Here is a 13889-nt window from a genome sequence, read left to right as displayed (position 1 = left end):
ATGACTGCGTGCATGCCAACCTCGCCGCCGCCACCACATCGCGGGAGCATTTCCGTGTGCTGGCGGCCGAGCATCGTGTGGTGCCGGTGACCCGCAAGGTGCTGGCCGACGCCGAGACGCCGCTGTCGGCCTACCGCAAACTGGCCGACAACCGGCCCGGCACCTTCCTGCTGGAGTCGGCGGAGAACGGCCGGTCGTGGTCACGGTGGTCGTTCATCGGCGCCGGCGCGCCGTCCGCACTGACCGTGCGCGACGGACAGGCGGTGTGGCTGGGCACTGTGCCGCACGATGCGCCGACCGGTGGTGATCCACTGCAGGCCCTGCAGCAGACGCTGGAACTGCTGGCCACGGCCGCGCTGCCCGGCCTGCCGCCGCTGTCCGGGGGCATGGTCGGGTTTTTCGCCTACGACCTCGTGCGGCGGCTGGAACGGCTGCCCGAGCTCGCGGTCGACGACCTGCAGCTGCCCGACATGTTGTTGCTACTGGCCACCGACGTGGCCGCGGTCGATCACCACGAGGGCACCATCACCTTGATCGCCAACGCGGTCAACTGGAACGGCACCGACGAGCGGGTAGACGAGGCCTACGACGACGCGATCGCGCGACTGGACGTGATGACCGCCGCCCTCGAACAACCCCTGCCGTCGACCGTGGCGACGTTCACCCGGCCCGAGCCTGAGCACCGCGCACAGCGCACGGTGGCGGAGTACGGCGCGATCGTCGAACGTCTGGTCGGCGAGATCGAACGCGGCGAAGCCTTTCAGGTGGTGCCGTCGCAACGCTTCGAGATGGACACCCATGTCGAAGCGATCGACGTGTACCGGATGCTGCGAGTGTCCAACCCCAGCCCGTACATGTACCTGATGCACGTGCCCAATGGCGAAGGGGGAACGGCTTTTTCGATTGCCGGGTCAAGCCCCGAGGCATTGGTGACGGTGCAGGACCGCTGCGCCAAGACGCATCCGATCGCGGGCACGAGGTGGCGCGGTGAGACCGAGGAAGAAGACCAGCTGCTGGAAAAGGAGCTGCTGGCCGACGAGAAGGAACGCGCCGAGCACCTGATGCTGGTGGATCTGGGCCGTAACGACCTCGGCCGGGTTTGTGTGCCCGGCAGCGTTCGCGTCGAGGACTACAGCCACATCGAGCGCTACAGCCACGTGATGCATCTGGTGTCCACCGTCACCGGGATGCTCGCCGACGGCCGCACCGCTCTGGACGCAGTCACGGCCTGTTTTCCGGCGGGCACGCTGTCGGGCGCACCGAAAGTGCGCGCGATGGAGCTCATCGAAGAAGTCGAGAAAACCCGCCGGGGGCTTTACGGCGGCGTCCTGGGCTATTTGGATTTCGCCGGCAATGCCGACTTCGCCATCGCCATCCGCACCGCACTGATGCGCAACGGCACCGCCTACGTGCAGGCCGGTGGCGGCGTGGTGGCCGACTCCAACGGGCCCTACGAGTACACCGAGGCCACCAACAAGGCGCGCGCCGTCCTCAGTGCGATCGCCGCCGCGGAAACCCTGCGGCCACCCGAGGCCGACCGGGATGACTGATCGCCCACCCGCTCGACGGGCGATCAGGGTCGCGCAGATCCTGCTGCTGGTCTCGGCGGCCGGGCTCTGGGCGGCCTCCCGCCTGACCTGGGTCGAGCTGCGGACCTCCGACGGCCTGGGTCTGCCGAAGCTCGTCACGCTGTCCGGGGCCGGATGGTCCTCGGCCCTGCTTCCACTGGCTGTGCTGCTGCTGGCGACCGCACTGGCCGCGCTGGCGGTGCGAAGTTGGGCGCTGCGGGTGCTGGCGGTGCTGCTCGCGCTCGCCAGCTTGGCGACGGCGTATCTGGCGATCAGCACGCTCGAGATGCCCGACGTGGCGGCCAGGGGCGCCGAGCTCGCCCGGGTGCCGCTGCTAGTGCTGGTCGGCAGCAAGCGTTACTACCCGGGGCCGGTGATCACCCTGGTGGCCGCGGCCGGCACGTTGATCGCGTCCGCGCTGTTGATGCGGGCTGCCGCCTCGGCCGGACGGACCGCTACCAAATACCTGGCCCCGGCCGCCCGCCGGTCCGCGGCGCGCTCCGAGCAGGCAGCCCCGTCGGAGCGCACGATGTGGGACGAGCTCGACGAGGGCCGCGATCCGACCGACCCCACAGCCGACCCGGCGCCGGAGCCTGACACCGAGGGTCGGTGACGGACGCCACCTCGGCGCTCGGTAATCTTCGGAGGACGTCGTCCATAGTCTCGCGGCGGCCGGGGAGAGGAACCGACAGCATGAGTTCGGCAAGCGTGCTCGACTCCATTGTTGAGGGAGTTCGCGCCGATGTTGCCGCTCGTGAAGCGGTCGTGAGCATGTCCGAGATCAAGGCCGCAGCCGAGGCTGTCCCGCCTCCGCGTGACGTCCTCGCGGCACTGCGCGAACCCGGTATCGGCGTCATCGCGGAGGTCAAGCGAGCCAGCCCGTCGGCGGGCGAACTCGCATCGATCGCAGACCCGGCAGCGCTGGCATGCGCCTACGAGGACGGCGGCGCCAGGATCATCAGCGTGCTGACCGAGGAGCGGCGCTTCCACGGCAGCCTGGCCGACCTCGACACTGTGCGCGCAGCGGTGTCGATTCCGGTGTTGCGCAAAGACTTTGTGGTGGGGCCCTACCAGATTCACGAGGCGCGGGCGCACGGCGCCGACATGCTGCTGCTGATCGTGGCCGCACTCGACCAGCCGGCCCTCGAGTCGATGCTGGAGCGCACCGAATCACTGGGCATGACGGCACTGGTCGAGGTGCACACCGAGCAGGAAGCCGACCGAGCACTGAAAGCCGGTGCACGGGTCATCGGGGTGAACGCCCGCGATCTGCGCACCCTCCGTGTCGACCGGGATTGCTTCGCCCGCATCGCGCCGGGGCTGCCGTCGTACATCATCCGGATCGCGGAGTCAGGTGTGCGCGGCCGGGCCGACCTGCTGGCCTACGCCGGCGCCGGCGCGGACGCAGTACTCGTCGGCGAGGGACTGGTCACCAGCGGGGACCCGCGCGCAGCCGTCGCCGACCTGGTCACCGCCGGTAAACACCCGTCTTGCCCCAAGCCGGCCCGCTAGCCCGGCGCGGCGATCGAATCCCATGCACCACTTATCCGTTGAGCAACGGTAATGGCTGACATTCCCACGCAAGCGGGAGGCGCTCCCGTGCACCCGTTGGAGCTTCCGCGTTCCAGCGCCGCGATCACCGAACCCACCCACCACGATCCCGACGCCCGTGGGCATTTCGGGGTGTACGGCGGCAGATTCGTCGCCGAGGCGCTGATGGCCGTGATCGAAGAGGTCACCGCCGCCTATGAGAAGGTCCGCACCGACCAGGCCTACCTCGACGAACTCGACCGCTTGCAGACGCATTACACCGGGCGGCCCTCGCCGTTGTACGAAGCCACCCGGCTCAGCGAACACGCCGGTGGCGCGCGCATCTTCCTCAAGCGGGAAGACCTGAACCACACCGGATCTCACAAGATCAACAATGTGCTGGGCCAAGCGCTGCTGGCCCGTCAGATGGGTAAGTCTCGCGTCATCGCCGAGACCGGCGCCGGTCAGCACGGCGTCGCGACTGCGACCGCGTGCGCGTTGCTCGGCCTGGACTGTGTGATCTACATGGGTGCCGTCGACACCGCGCGGCAGGCACTCAACGTCGCCCGAATGCGGCTGCTGGGCGCCGAGGTCGTCTCGGTGGAGTCGGGCTCGAGAACGCTGAAGGACGCCATCAACGATGCGTTCCGTGACTGGGTGACCAACGCCGACGACACCTACTACTGCTTCGGCACGGCCGCCGGACCGCACCCTTTCCCGACGATGGTCCGCGATTTCCAGCGGGTGATCGGCCTCGAGACCCGGGTCCAGATCCAGGATCAGGCAGGACGATTGCCGGACGCCGTCACCGCCTGCGTGGGTGGTGGCTCGAACGCGATCGGCATCTTCCACGCGTTCCTCGACGACCCCGGCGTCCGCCTGGTGGGCTACGAGGCGGCCGGTGACGGAGTCGAGACCGGCCGGCACGCGGCCACCTTCACCGGTGGTTCGCCGGGTGCGTTTCAAGGGTCGTTCTCGTTCCTGTTGCAGGACGAGGACGGGCAGACCATCGAATCGCATTCGATCTCGGCCGGCCTGGATTACCCGGGCGTGGGCCCAGAACACGCCTATCTCAAGGACATCGGGCGAGCGGAGTATCGCCCGATCACCGACACCGAGGCGATGGACGCGTTCCGGCTGCTGTGCCGAACCGAGGGCATCATCCCGGCGATCGAGTCGGCACATGCGATCGCCGGCGCCCTCAAGCTGGGCGTCGAAATGGGTTCGCACGCAATCATCGTGGTCAACCTGTCCGGGCGCGGCGACAAGGACGTCGAGACCGCCGCGAAGTGGTTCGGCCTGCTGGACGACGCCGGATCGGGTCCGAACCAGCCATGACCGTCGAGCAGAGTGAAAAGAGCCGGCTGCACGCAGTTTTCAGCGCATGCCACGCTGAGAACCGGGCGGCGCTGATCGGTTATCTGCCGACCGGTTATCCCGATGTGGCGACGTCGGTCGAGGCGATGAAGGCACTGACCGAATCCGGTTGCGATCTCATCGAAGTCGGCGTGCCGTATTCGGATCCGGGCATGGACGGCCCGGTGATCGCCAATGCCGCCGAAGTCGCGCTGCGTGGCGGGGTGCGGGTGCGCGACACCCTGGCCGCCGTGGAGGCGATCAGCGCGGCCGGCGGTCGCGCGGTGGTGATGACGTACTGGAATCCGGTGTTGCGCTATGGAATTCATGCGTTCGCCCGCGACCTGGCCGCCGCCGGCGGCTACGGGCTGATCACGCCGGACCTCATTCCCGACGAGGCCGAGGAATGGCTTGCGGCCTCCGCGCAGCACGAACTCGACCGTATTTTCCTGGTGGCGCCGTCGTCGACGCCGCAGCGACTGGCGGACACGGTGGCGGCATCCAGCGGATTCGTCTACGCGGCATCGACGATGGGGGTGACCGGTGCCCGCGACGCGGTGTCCAACGCCGCACCGGAACTGGTGAGCAGGGTCAAAGGAGTCTCCGATATCGCCGTCGGCGTCGGACTGGGCGTACGTTCTCGCGAACAAGCCGCCGAGATCGCCGGTTACGCCGACGGCGTCATCGTCGGCTCGGCGCTGGTGTCCGCGCTCGCGGACGGCCTGCCCGCAATGCGCGTTCTGACCGAAGAGCTTGCTGCCGGTGTGCGCCAAGGGGTTTCGCCGTCATGACGACGACCGTCCTGGCTTATTTTCCCAGTCCGCCTCAGGGAGTGTGGCATCTGGGGCCGATCCCGTTGCGGGCCTACGCCTTGTTCATCATCATCGGCATCATTGCCGCGCTGATCATCGGCGACCGGCGGTGGGAAGCCCGCGGTGGTGAGCGTGGCGTCATTTACGACATCGCGTTGTGGGCCGTCCCCTTCGGCCTGATCGGGGGTCGGCTGTATCACCTGGCCACCGACTGGCGGACGTATTTCGGCGAGGGTGGCGCCGGACCCGCTGCGGCGCTACGCATCTGGGACGGCGGCCTGGGTATCTGGGGAGCCGTTGCGCTGGGCGGGGTCGGGGCGTGGATCGCCTGCCGCCGTCGCGGTATTCCGCTACCTGCTTTCGGAGACGCGATCGCCCCCGGACTCGTTCTCGCGCAAGCGATCGGGCGTCTCGGCAATTACTTCAACCAGGAATTGTTCGGCCGCGAGACCACCATGCCGTGGGGGCTCGAGATCTTCTACCGCCGCGACCCGGCCGGATTCGTCGACGTGCACTCGCTCGACGGGGTGTCGACCGGCCAGCTGGCGATGGTCGTCCAACCCACCTTCTTGTACGAATTGATCTGGAATCTACTACTTTTCGTCGTTCTGCTCATCCTCGACCGTCGATTCACGCTCGGGCATGGCCGGCTGTTCGCCGCCTACGTCGCGGGTTACTGCATCGGCCGGTTCTGGGTGGAACTGCTGCGCGACGACACGGCCACCCACATCGCCGGTATCCGGATCAACTCCTTCACGTCGACGTTCGTCCTGATCGGGGCGGTCGTCTACCTCATTCTCGCGCGCAAGGGCCGTGAGGACCCGGCAACGCTGAGCGGCTCGGCTGCCGAGCTGCTGGAGCCGGACTCGGTGGACGATTCCGCCGTCGCCGCAGCCGACGAGGCGCCCGCGGATATCCCGGAGAAAATACCGGTGGCCGCCGCGGTGGCGAGCAAAGCCGAGGACGCCGAAGCGGCGCCGGCCGTCACGGCTGAGGCCGTCGCGGTCGAGGCGGAAGCCGCCGAGCTCGACCCGCCCGAGGTCGAGGTCGATGCCATGGCAGACCCGGACCCTGTCGCCGCCGCACCGGCGGGAGCAGAGGAACCCGATGGCATCGGGGAGGGGACCGACAGTCCCGGCGACGCCCGCGCTGAGGAAGCCGACATTGCAGACGGTGCCGTGACGCACACCGACGTCGGCGATAAGACTCCGGACGAGAAGTAATGTCCAGCCCGGCTGCATCCGGCGCCGACCGGCCGCCGACCGCACGCTGGTATCGACGGGCGGGCGTGGGATTGGGACTGGCGCTCGCGGGTGCGCTCACCTATATCGGTCTGGCCGATCCGCATCGGCCTGACTCGGTCTTCCCGCTGTGCCCGTTTCGGCTGCTGACCGGGTTGAACTGCCCCGGCTGTGGGGCGCTGCGGATGATGCACGACGTGTTGCACGGCGACGTGACCGCCGCGATCAACGACAACGTGGTGCTGCTGGTCGGGATCCCGCTGCTGGCCGGCTGGATGCTGTGGCGCCGCCAAAGCGGAAAGTGGCCGCTGACACTCCCGGCGGCCGTGACGGTCGTGGTCACGCTTGCTGCCTGGACAGTGGTGCGCAACCTGCCCGGATTCCCGTTGGTTCCCACGATGCTCACCCGTTAGTAACCGCGCGAGGCGGAACTGACGCGAGATGATCAGCTGACGCGACTATGCTCAATTGTCGTGGCAAGGCGCGGAAAGATCGTCTGTACGCTCGGTCCGGCCACCAGCTCCGATGAGTCGGTAAGGGCGCTGGTCGAAGCCGGGATGGATGTCGCCCGGCTGAACTTCAGTCACGGTGAATACGGGGATCACAAGGCGTCCTACGACCGGGTGCGAGCCGCTTCGGACGCCACCGGCCGAGCAGTCGGCGTCCTGGCGGACCTGCAGGGTCCCAAGATCCGGCTGGGCCGCTTTGCCGAAGGTCCGACGTACTGGGCCGAGGGCGAGATCGTGCGCATCACCGTCGCGGACTGCGCGGGCAACCACGATCGGGTGTCGACCACCTACAAAGAACTGTCGCAGGACGCGCTGCCCGGCGACCGGGTTCTGGTCGACGACGGCAACGTCGGTTTGATCGTCGAGCACATCGACGGCGACGACGTCGTGTGCCGCGTCACCGAGGGCGGCGCAGTCAGCAACAACAAGGGCATGTCCCTGCCCGGGATGAGTGTGTCGGCGCCGGCGCTGTCGGAGAAAGACATCGACGATCTCGAGTTCGCCATGCATCTCGGCGTCGACATGGTGGCGCTCTCGTTCGTGCGGTCCCCGTCGGACGTCGAGCTGGTGCACGAGGTGATGGACCGGGTGGGCCGCCGTGTTCCGGTGATCGCGAAGCTGGAGAAACCGGAAGCCATCGACAACCTCGAAGCCGTGGTGCTGGCCTTCGACGCGGTGATGGTCGCCCGCGGCGACCTCGGTGTCGAGCTGCCCTTGGAAGAGGTGCCGCTGGTTCAGAAGCGGGCCATTCAAATGGCAAGGGAGAACGCCAAACCCGTCATCGTGGCGACCCAGATGCTGGAATCGATGATCGAGCACTCGCGTCCGACCCGGGCTGAGGCGTCTGATGTCGCCAACGCCGTACTCGACGGCGCCGACGCGGTGATGCTGTCCGGTGAGACGTCGGTGGGCAAATACCCGTTGGCCGCGGTCCAGACGATGGCCCGCATCATCTGCGCCGTCGAGGAGAACTCGACGGCCGCGCCGCCTCTGACGCACGTGCCACGGACGAAACGCGGGGTGATCAGCTACGCCGCCCGTGACATCGGCGAGCGTCTCGACGCCAAGGCGCTGGTCGCCTTCACCCAGTCCGGCGACACGGTCCGGCGATTGGCGCGTCTGCACACACCGCTGCCGCTGCTGGCGTTCACCCCGCTGCCCGAGGTACGCAGTCAGCTGGCCATGACGTGGGGCACCGAGACGTTCATCGTCCCGATCATGCAGACCACCGACGGCATGATCCGTCAGGTGGACAAGTCGCTGCTCTCGCTCGGGCGCTACAAGCGCGGCGACATGGTGGTGATCGTCGCGGGTGCACCCCCGGGGACCGTCGGATCGACCAACTTGATTCACGTGCACCGCATCGGCGAAGAGGACGTCTAGGGCGGGCCATTAGGCTGACCCGGTGTCTGACTTCGACGAGCTGATGGCCGTCCTGGACCTGCAGGACAAGGGAGACGACGTCTTCGTCGGCACCCACCCCAGCAAGAACCCGCCGCGGACCTTCGGCGGGCTGATGATGGCGCAGTCGTTCGTCGCCGCGAGCCGCACCCGCGTTCGCGATCTGCCGCCCAACGCCCTGGCAGCGCACTTCATCAACGGTGGCGAAACTGACAAGGACATGGAATTTCAGGTGGTCCGGCTGCGCGACGAGCGCCGGTTCGCCAACCGCCGGGTCGACGTCACCCAGGACGGAATCCTGTTGGCGACGCTGTTCATCTCCTACCTCGCCGGCGGCAGCGGCCTCGAGCACGCCGTCGAGCCGCCGGACGTAACCGACCCCGAGGACGTGCCGCCGCTCAAAGAGCGATTGCAGGGTTACGAAGACCGGGTGCCGCTCTTTGTCAACGCACTCCAACCCATCGAATGGCGTTACACCAACGACCCGTCCTGGGTGATGCGCGAACATGGCAATCAGCTTGATTACAACCGGGTTTGGGTCAAGGCCGACGGAGTGGTGCCCGACGACCCGGTGCTGCACACCGCCACCATGCTGTACTCCTCAGACACCACCGTGCTGGATTCGATCATCACGACACACGGATTGTCCTGGGGGTACGACCGCATTTTCGCCGCCACGGTGAATCACTCGGTCTGGTTTCACCGTCAGGTGGATTTCAACGACTGGGTGCTGTATTCGACGTCCTCGCCGGTTGCGGCCGAGTCTCGGGGGCTGGGAACCGGCCACTTCTTCGACCGCTCGAAGCGACCGGTGGCCAGCGTGATGCAAGAAGGCCTGGTGAAATACTTCCCGGGTGTGCCCACTGAAAAGCTTTGAGGCAGAGGGACTTCAGGTTCCCGACGCCGGAGTCAACGTGACGCTCAGCCGGTCCTGGACACTGTGCCGGAACTGGTCGGCACACCGCTGCTGCTCGACCTGGCTTTCGCCGGCCTTCTCCATACAGTCGATGTAGTCGCCACCCCGGACGTCTTTCCACACGGTCGTCCAGATCGCGATGAATGCCAGGCCCACCACGATTGCCAACGCGCCCAACACGATCCCGGCCACTGCGACACCCCCGTTGTCGGCGGTTCCACGCTTGACCCGGCCGCGGCCGACGACACCGATGATGACCGCGATGGCTCCGAGCACAATCGGGGCGAACACCGTCGCAACGCTCAACAGACCGATGACGGCGAGGATCAGCGCAGCGATACCCAGCCCGTTCCTCGGCGCAACCGGTTGCGGGGGAGCGTGATAGGGCGGGGGATAGCCGGGCTGGTACGGATACGGCGGCCCGATCTGCGGCGTCCCCACGGCGTTCTCCCGCCTAACCGGCTGGTCCGGCGATCCGGTCATGGCTCGCTCTCTGGTCGGGCGACGTGGACGACTGCTGGCCAGCCTACGCGGCGCCCATGAGTGCGATGTGCGTTTCGGGCTTAGCGCGCAACCCAATTCACCGTCGACGGGCGCCCCCGCCAGTTCACACCGGGGTGGGCGATCCGCCCGCCTGAATCTTTTCGATGCGCCGCGAGGCGGTGCGGATACCGAAGGCCGACACGATCTCGAACACCCCGATGACGATCAGCCAGATCGCGACGACGAGCGTCAGGATCTCGATGGTCTCCAGGGGAGAGCCGAGCATCACGATGCCGGCCAGCAGGCTGACGGCGCCGAGGATGATCTGCCAGACGCGGCCCGGTAGATGAGGATCGCTGATCGCCGAGATGGTCGTCGCCAGCCCGCGGAAGATGAAACCGATACCTATCCAGATGGCTAGCAACAGAATCGCATAGCCCTGGCCGAAATGCCGGAAACACAGCACTGCCAGCACCAGTGAGGCCGCGCCGCTGATGAACGACAGCACCCGTCCACCCGCTGAGATGTGCAGCGCGAACGCGAAGAAGACCTGCGCGGCGCCGGTGACCAGAAGGTAGATACCGAACAGCGCGGAGGCGATGACAATGGAGTGTTCGGGCAGAACGTAGACCAGGATGCCCAGCGTCAGTGAGAGGATGCCGGACAGCAGGGTCGACTTCCACAGGTGCGGCAACAACTTTGGAGCTGCAGTGGTTTCCATGCTCGAATATTCTCACAAACAGACATCGAGTTGGAACCTTTGCCGCGTGTCAGGCTCCGATCCGCTGGGGAGCCTCCGCACGAACGTCACCCGAGCCGGCGTCTGGTTTGCGGCCGATCAGATACCAGGTGCGCATGCGCCCTTTGCCCTTGATCTCGATGTCGCCGCGAGCCTGCAGCACGAAGTCGTCTTTGAGTTGCAGGTACACAGCTTCGGGCACCTGAATACGGCCGATCGAATCGGTGGATTCCATCCGGGACGCGACGTTGACTGCATCGCCCCAGACATCGTAGAAGAATCGGCGCGAGCCGACCACGCCGGCGACAACGGGTCCGCGCGCCAACCCGATCCGGAGCGGAAGCGGATTTCCGCGCGAATCCTTCAGCGTACGAACCACTTCCGCCATATCGAGCGCGAATGCGGCCAATGCCTCGACATGGTCGGCTCGCGGTTCCGGTACGCCACTCACCACCATGTAGGAGTCGCCACTGACCTTGATCTTCTCCAGGCCGTGCTTGTCGACCAACGCATCGAAATCGCCGTAAAGCTGGTCCAGGAACAGGATTAACTGATCGGGCGGCATGTCGCTGGCGCGCTCGGTGAAACCGGCGATGTCGGCGAACAACACCGAAGCATCCTCGTACTTGTCGGCAATGATGTTGCGCGCCGGGTCTTTCAGCCGCTCGGCGACACTGGCCGGCAGGATGTTGGCCAACAGCGCTTCGGAGCGTTCGTATTCCACTTCCATCGCAGCTTCGGCGCGGACAATCTCGCGCACTGCGTACCAGACTGTGGTCACCACCATGATGCAGGCGGAGATGGTGGTGACGATGAAACTGAGTGACAGCGCCCAACCAGGTTGCGCGCCGGTGTTGCGGGGCACCAGGAATTGCAGCGTGATCACCATCCCGGCGGCGATCGCGGCCAGCAGCGAGGCCAGGAAGATGCGGTCGACACCCAGCTGGAGGACCACCAGGCAGGCCGCGACCAGGAAGTAGAACTGCAGCCCCGAGCCGGTGCCCACGAACCAGCAGATCGCGAAGATCGACAGATAGGCGGTGCCGATGAAGGTCAGCGGTGGCAGCAGCTCCCCGAAGCGATGTAGCAGCGGCACGGATGCGTAGATCGCCGCCCCGACGATGTTGATGAAACCGGTCCACCACAGGGTGGGTGAGGCGAACACCTGGACGAAGCCGAAACCGGCACTGATCAGGACCGCCATCGCCGCGGTGAGGTTCAGGATCCGGCGCCGGCGCGCGATCCGCTCGGCATAGACCTGGCTGCGGACGCGCGGCTGGGCGCGCACTGCCTCCACGCAATCGGGTGTACGCCGCGAACCTGCTGGTTGCCGGGCGGCGCACCGCTTGGCCACCACGTCAGCAGCCTAACGGCTCAGGTGGCGGCTGTGGGGAGTCTTGGAGTGCCCTCGGTGAGATTCGAACTCACACTGGACGGGTTTTGAATCTGTTCTGTCAGCAAAGCCGCAGGTCGTGGCTATAGGGTGAGATTGGTGGCGATTGGTGGGCGGGGAGTGAATGTGCTGGTCGATTACGGTTTTGTTCGCCTGCCACCAGTGGCGTTTAGTGGGTGGCGGTGACTGTCGTGCTTACTGTGTGCTTACTGGCTCGGCACCGAGCCTGGCCGGTCAAAGTACACCCGGCATACTCTAAAACCGTTGCAGCACAAGGAATCTAGGTCTTTGACGGGTGCCGTCGAGGGCTGTAGCTTCTGCGGCATGAAACCTGACACGAATTACCCGAAGCAGTGGATGGCGCGATTCCGTGCCCTGGTCAACAAGCTCACCCCGGATCAGCGGGCCGTCCTGCGGTCAGAGCTGCAATCTCGCCGGATGCGGCGGTTCGAGGTCATGGAGCTAGCGGAGCGCTTAGCCGGTTAAGTGGCTTGGGTCCGGGGTTGCTCACTTAAATCAACCCCGGACCTCTAGCCGCGCTGTAAGCGCCGGGAGGAAAGGTCCGGCACGCGGCCCGCCATGACTCACATCTTCGCTACAGCCAGCGAACATGCGTGGGAATCAAGAAACCCGGACGACGACCTCGAAAAGGCGTTATGTCCACGTAGTTTCCACACCCGTCGCCCGGCTCCTTATTCCGTGCGGCGAGACTGCCCGGCACCCATTGCCGGGCATGACTAGGACGGCTTACTGGGCGCGCACCCGGTAGCCGTTCAAAATTGTTAACTCTGCGGTAGACCACTGAACCGAGTGATCGCCGCTGTACTGGACGACGAACGGACCCATCTGTTCAGCGGTTTTGATGCCGGAAACGTCGGCAATCATTCGGGCAGATGCGGATAGGACGACGGCGCGCAAAGCGTCACTCGGCACGCCGCCGTCAAATCCGATTCCCCTGGTGTAGCTAGAGGCCATAGCGGTCGCCACGTTGATAACCGCCGTCGCCTGGTCGCTGTTGAGCTGCTGCCCGGTGAATGCCGACAAATCCGCTGCTGTCGGCGCGGCCATTAGCTCCCGGCCTCCGTCAGCACGGTTACGGCGTGCGCCTGCAATAGCGCCACGTCGAACCGCGTAGTAACCCGGATGGCGACCGAATCGTAGTTAGCAAGCGTCTGGTCAGCGATAAAGACACTCGCGTCGTTGTCGCGGATGACGGCGACCTTAGAGAAGTCCACCAGTGCCACGCGCGCCTTAGCCGAAGCGTTCGGAATGTTGTCCGTGATGATGACCGGCAGCCCTAGAAGCTGGAAGCTGGTCCCGCTCTGGACCGTGCTCGGATCAATCACGTAGCGGGCGTCGGTCGAGCCAACCTTGATCTTGCGGAACGCGGCGAACGTTGCCGGGGTCATAACCCAGTGCGTCGGCGCAACGTGGTTGCCCTGCGCGGTCGCCAGCGCGTCAATCAGCGAATCAATATCGGTCTTGTCGAGTACGCCGGTCTGTACGCCGGTCTGCTGGAAGATGCCCTTAATGGTGTTCGACGTGCCCGCCCCGTCCCAAAGGGACTTATCCAGCGCGTTAGCCACGTCGGTAACCAGACGGGTCCGCAGGATTGCGTCTAGCCCGTCAACGGCAGCGCCACGGATCAGCTCGTTAGATACCGGCAGCCAAACCTTGATCGACTGCAAGCTTGACGGCAGCGCCGTTACCTCATCGAACGTCACGTTTCCGTCTGAAATGAGCTGGCCCTCGCCCACGAATCCCGCCGACGTGCCCGAAGCAATGCGGGGGATACGAACCGGCTTGTTCGAGTCGATGATCGTTGGTCCGGCACTTAGAAAGGTCGATGCCTGCTCTAGTGGCTGGACAAGAAGCTGCTGTACCTGAGAGGCAATAAGCGTCGAATTACTCGACGTAGTTTCAATAGCCATATTAAGTTAT

At 65.8% G+C, this 13889-nt stretch carries 14 protein-coding genes and 1 pseudogene; 10 read left to right on the top strand and 5 right to left on the bottom strand.

Features of this window, described 5'->3' with window-relative positions; genetic code table 11:
- Window positions 1-8: 8 nt before the first annotated feature.
- The 9 genes and pseudogenes from ACZYW1_RS00410 to ACZYW1_RS00370 all read left to right on the top strand — a co-directional run bounded on the left by ACZYW1_RS00410 (window position 9) and on the right by ACZYW1_RS00370 (window position 9294).
- A complete protein-coding gene (locus tag ACZYW1_RS00410) occupies window positions 9-1550 on the top strand; it encodes an anthranilate synthase component I (RefSeq protein ID WP_463782338.1) in 1542 nt (513 codons plus the stop codon).
- The gene (locus ACZYW1_RS00405) at window positions 1543-2181 is read left to right on the top strand and encodes a TIGR02234 family membrane protein (RefSeq protein WP_463782336.1); all 639 of its coding nucleotides are present in this window, start codon (window positions 1543-1545) and stop codon (window positions 2179-2181) included. The genes ACZYW1_RS00410 and ACZYW1_RS00405 overlap by 8 nt, the downstream gene beginning before the upstream one ends.
- Window positions 2182-2261: 80 nt before the next feature.
- Window positions 2262-3080: an indole-3-glycerol phosphate synthase TrpC gene (gene trpC, locus ACZYW1_RS00400; protein WP_293002116.1), complete on the top strand. Its 819-nt coding sequence runs from the start codon at window positions 2262-2264 to the stop codon at window positions 3078-3080.
- Window positions 3081-3131: 51 nt separating this feature from the next.
- Window positions 3132-4436 (top strand): tryptophan synthase subunit beta, encoded by a 1305-nt coding sequence (trpB, locus tag ACZYW1_RS00395; protein ID WP_463782335.1) that lies wholly within the window; start codon window positions 3132-3134, stop codon window positions 4434-4436.
- On the top strand, window positions 4433-5245 hold the full coding sequence (gene trpA, locus ACZYW1_RS00390) for a tryptophan synthase subunit alpha (RefSeq protein ID WP_463782333.1): 813 nt from the start codon (window positions 4433-4435) through the stop codon (window positions 5243-5245). The genes trpB and trpA overlap by 4 nt, the downstream gene beginning before the upstream one ends.
- Window positions 5242-6444 (top strand): annotated as a pseudogene (gene lgt, locus ACZYW1_RS00385) (prolipoprotein diacylglyceryl transferase); the annotation flags it as partial. The gene trpA and the pseudogene lgt, both read left to right, overlap by 4 nt.
- 44 nt (window positions 6445-6488) lie before the next feature.
- Window positions 6489-6920, top strand: a complete 432-nt coding sequence (locus ACZYW1_RS00380) for a DUF2752 domain-containing protein (protein WP_463782331.1) — start codon at window positions 6489-6491, stop codon at window positions 6918-6920.
- A gap of 60 nt (window positions 6921-6980) precedes the next feature.
- The gene (pyk, locus tag ACZYW1_RS00375; protein WP_463782329.1) at window positions 6981-8399 is read left to right on the top strand and encodes a pyruvate kinase; all 1419 of its coding nucleotides are present in this window, start codon (window positions 6981-6983) and stop codon (window positions 8397-8399) included.
- Between the two features lie 43 nt (window positions 8400-8442).
- Entirely contained in the window at window positions 8443-9294 is an 852-nt protein-coding gene (locus ACZYW1_RS00370; protein WP_463787613.1) for an acyl-CoA thioesterase domain-containing protein, read from the top strand.
- Between the two features lie 12 nt (window positions 9295-9306).
- Here the strand turns inward: ACZYW1_RS00370 and ACZYW1_RS00365 are convergent, their stop codons facing one another.
- The 3 genes from ACZYW1_RS00365 to ACZYW1_RS00355 form a co-directional block, all read right to left on the bottom strand.
- Window positions 9307-9816: a DUF4190 domain-containing protein gene (locus ACZYW1_RS00365; RefSeq protein ID WP_463782327.1), complete on the bottom strand. Its 510-nt coding sequence runs from the start codon at window positions 9814-9816 to the stop codon at window positions 9307-9309.
- Between the two features lie 124 nt (window positions 9817-9940).
- Window positions 9941-10513 (bottom strand): HdeD family acid-resistance protein, encoded by a 573-nt coding sequence (locus ACZYW1_RS00360; protein ID WP_463787612.1) that lies wholly within the window; start codon window positions 10511-10513, stop codon window positions 9941-9943.
- 73 nt (window positions 10514-10586) lie between these two features.
- The gene (locus tag ACZYW1_RS00355; protein ID WP_463782325.1) at window positions 10587-11912 is read right to left on the bottom strand and encodes an adenylate/guanylate cyclase domain-containing protein; all 1326 of its coding nucleotides are present in this window, start codon (window positions 11910-11912) and stop codon (window positions 10587-10589) included.
- 360 nt (window positions 11913-12272) lie between these two features.
- Here ACZYW1_RS00355 and ACZYW1_RS00350 point away from each other — a divergent pair, with 360 nt between their 5' ends.
- Window positions 12273-12434, top strand: coding sequence for a hypothetical protein (locus tag ACZYW1_RS00350; protein ID WP_463782323.1), 162 nt, complete (start codon window positions 12273-12275; stop codon window positions 12432-12434).
- A 261-nt stretch (window positions 12435-12695) separates the two neighbouring features.
- On the opposite strand, the gene ACZYW1_RS00345 is transcribed toward ACZYW1_RS00350, so the two are convergent.
- Together ACZYW1_RS00345 and ACZYW1_RS00340 are read right to left on the bottom strand one after the other, a co-directional pair.
- Entirely contained in the window at window positions 12696-13016 is a 321-nt protein-coding gene (locus ACZYW1_RS00345; RefSeq protein WP_463782322.1) for a hypothetical protein, read from the bottom strand.
- A complete protein-coding gene (locus ACZYW1_RS00340; RefSeq protein WP_463782320.1) occupies window positions 13016-13879 on the bottom strand; it encodes a phage major capsid protein in 864 nt (287 codons plus the stop codon). Before ACZYW1_RS00340 ends, ACZYW1_RS00345 begins: the two co-directional genes overlap by 1 nt.
- Between the last annotated feature and the right edge of the window lie 10 nt (window positions 13880-13889).

It is taken from the genome of Mycobacterium sp. IDUB_36 (genome assembly GCF_055419225.1).
This window is presented reverse-complemented; position numbering and strand designations above follow the sequence as displayed.

Coding starts and splice junctions, on each gene's coding strand:
- ACZYW1_RS00380 (WP_463782331.1), top strand. CDS start 6,489: ATGTCCAGCCCGGCTGCATCCGGCGCCGACCGGCCGCCGACCGCACGC.
- trpA (WP_463782333.1), top strand. CDS start 4,433: ATGACCGTCGAGCAGAGTGAAAAGAGCCGGCTGCACGCAGTTTTCAGC.
- ACZYW1_RS00340 (WP_463782320.1), bottom strand. CDS start 13,879: ATGGCTATTGAAACTACGTCGAGTAATTCGACGCTTATTGCCTCTCAG.
- ACZYW1_RS00365 (WP_463782327.1), bottom strand. CDS start 9,816: ATGACCGGATCGCCGGACCAGCCGGTTAGGCGGGAGAACGCCGTGGGG.
- trpB (WP_463782335.1), top strand. CDS start 3,132: ATGGCTGACATTCCCACGCAAGCGGGAGGCGCTCCCGTGCACCCGTTG.
- ACZYW1_RS00345 (WP_463782322.1), bottom strand. CDS start 13,016: ATGGCCGCGCCGACAGCAGCGGATTTGTCGGCATTCACCGGGCAGCAG.
- ACZYW1_RS00350 (WP_463782323.1), top strand. CDS start 12,273: ATGAAACCTGACACGAATTACCCGAAGCAGTGGATGGCGCGATTCCGT.
- ACZYW1_RS00370 (WP_463787613.1), top strand. CDS start 8,443: ATGGCCGTCCTGGACCTGCAGGACAAGGGAGACGACGTCTTCGTCGGC.
- trpC (WP_293002116.1), top strand. CDS start 2,262: ATGAGTTCGGCAAGCGTGCTCGACTCCATTGTTGAGGGAGTTCGCGCC.
- ACZYW1_RS00405 (WP_463782336.1), top strand. CDS start 1,543: ATGACTGATCGCCCACCCGCTCGACGGGCGATCAGGGTCGCGCAGATC.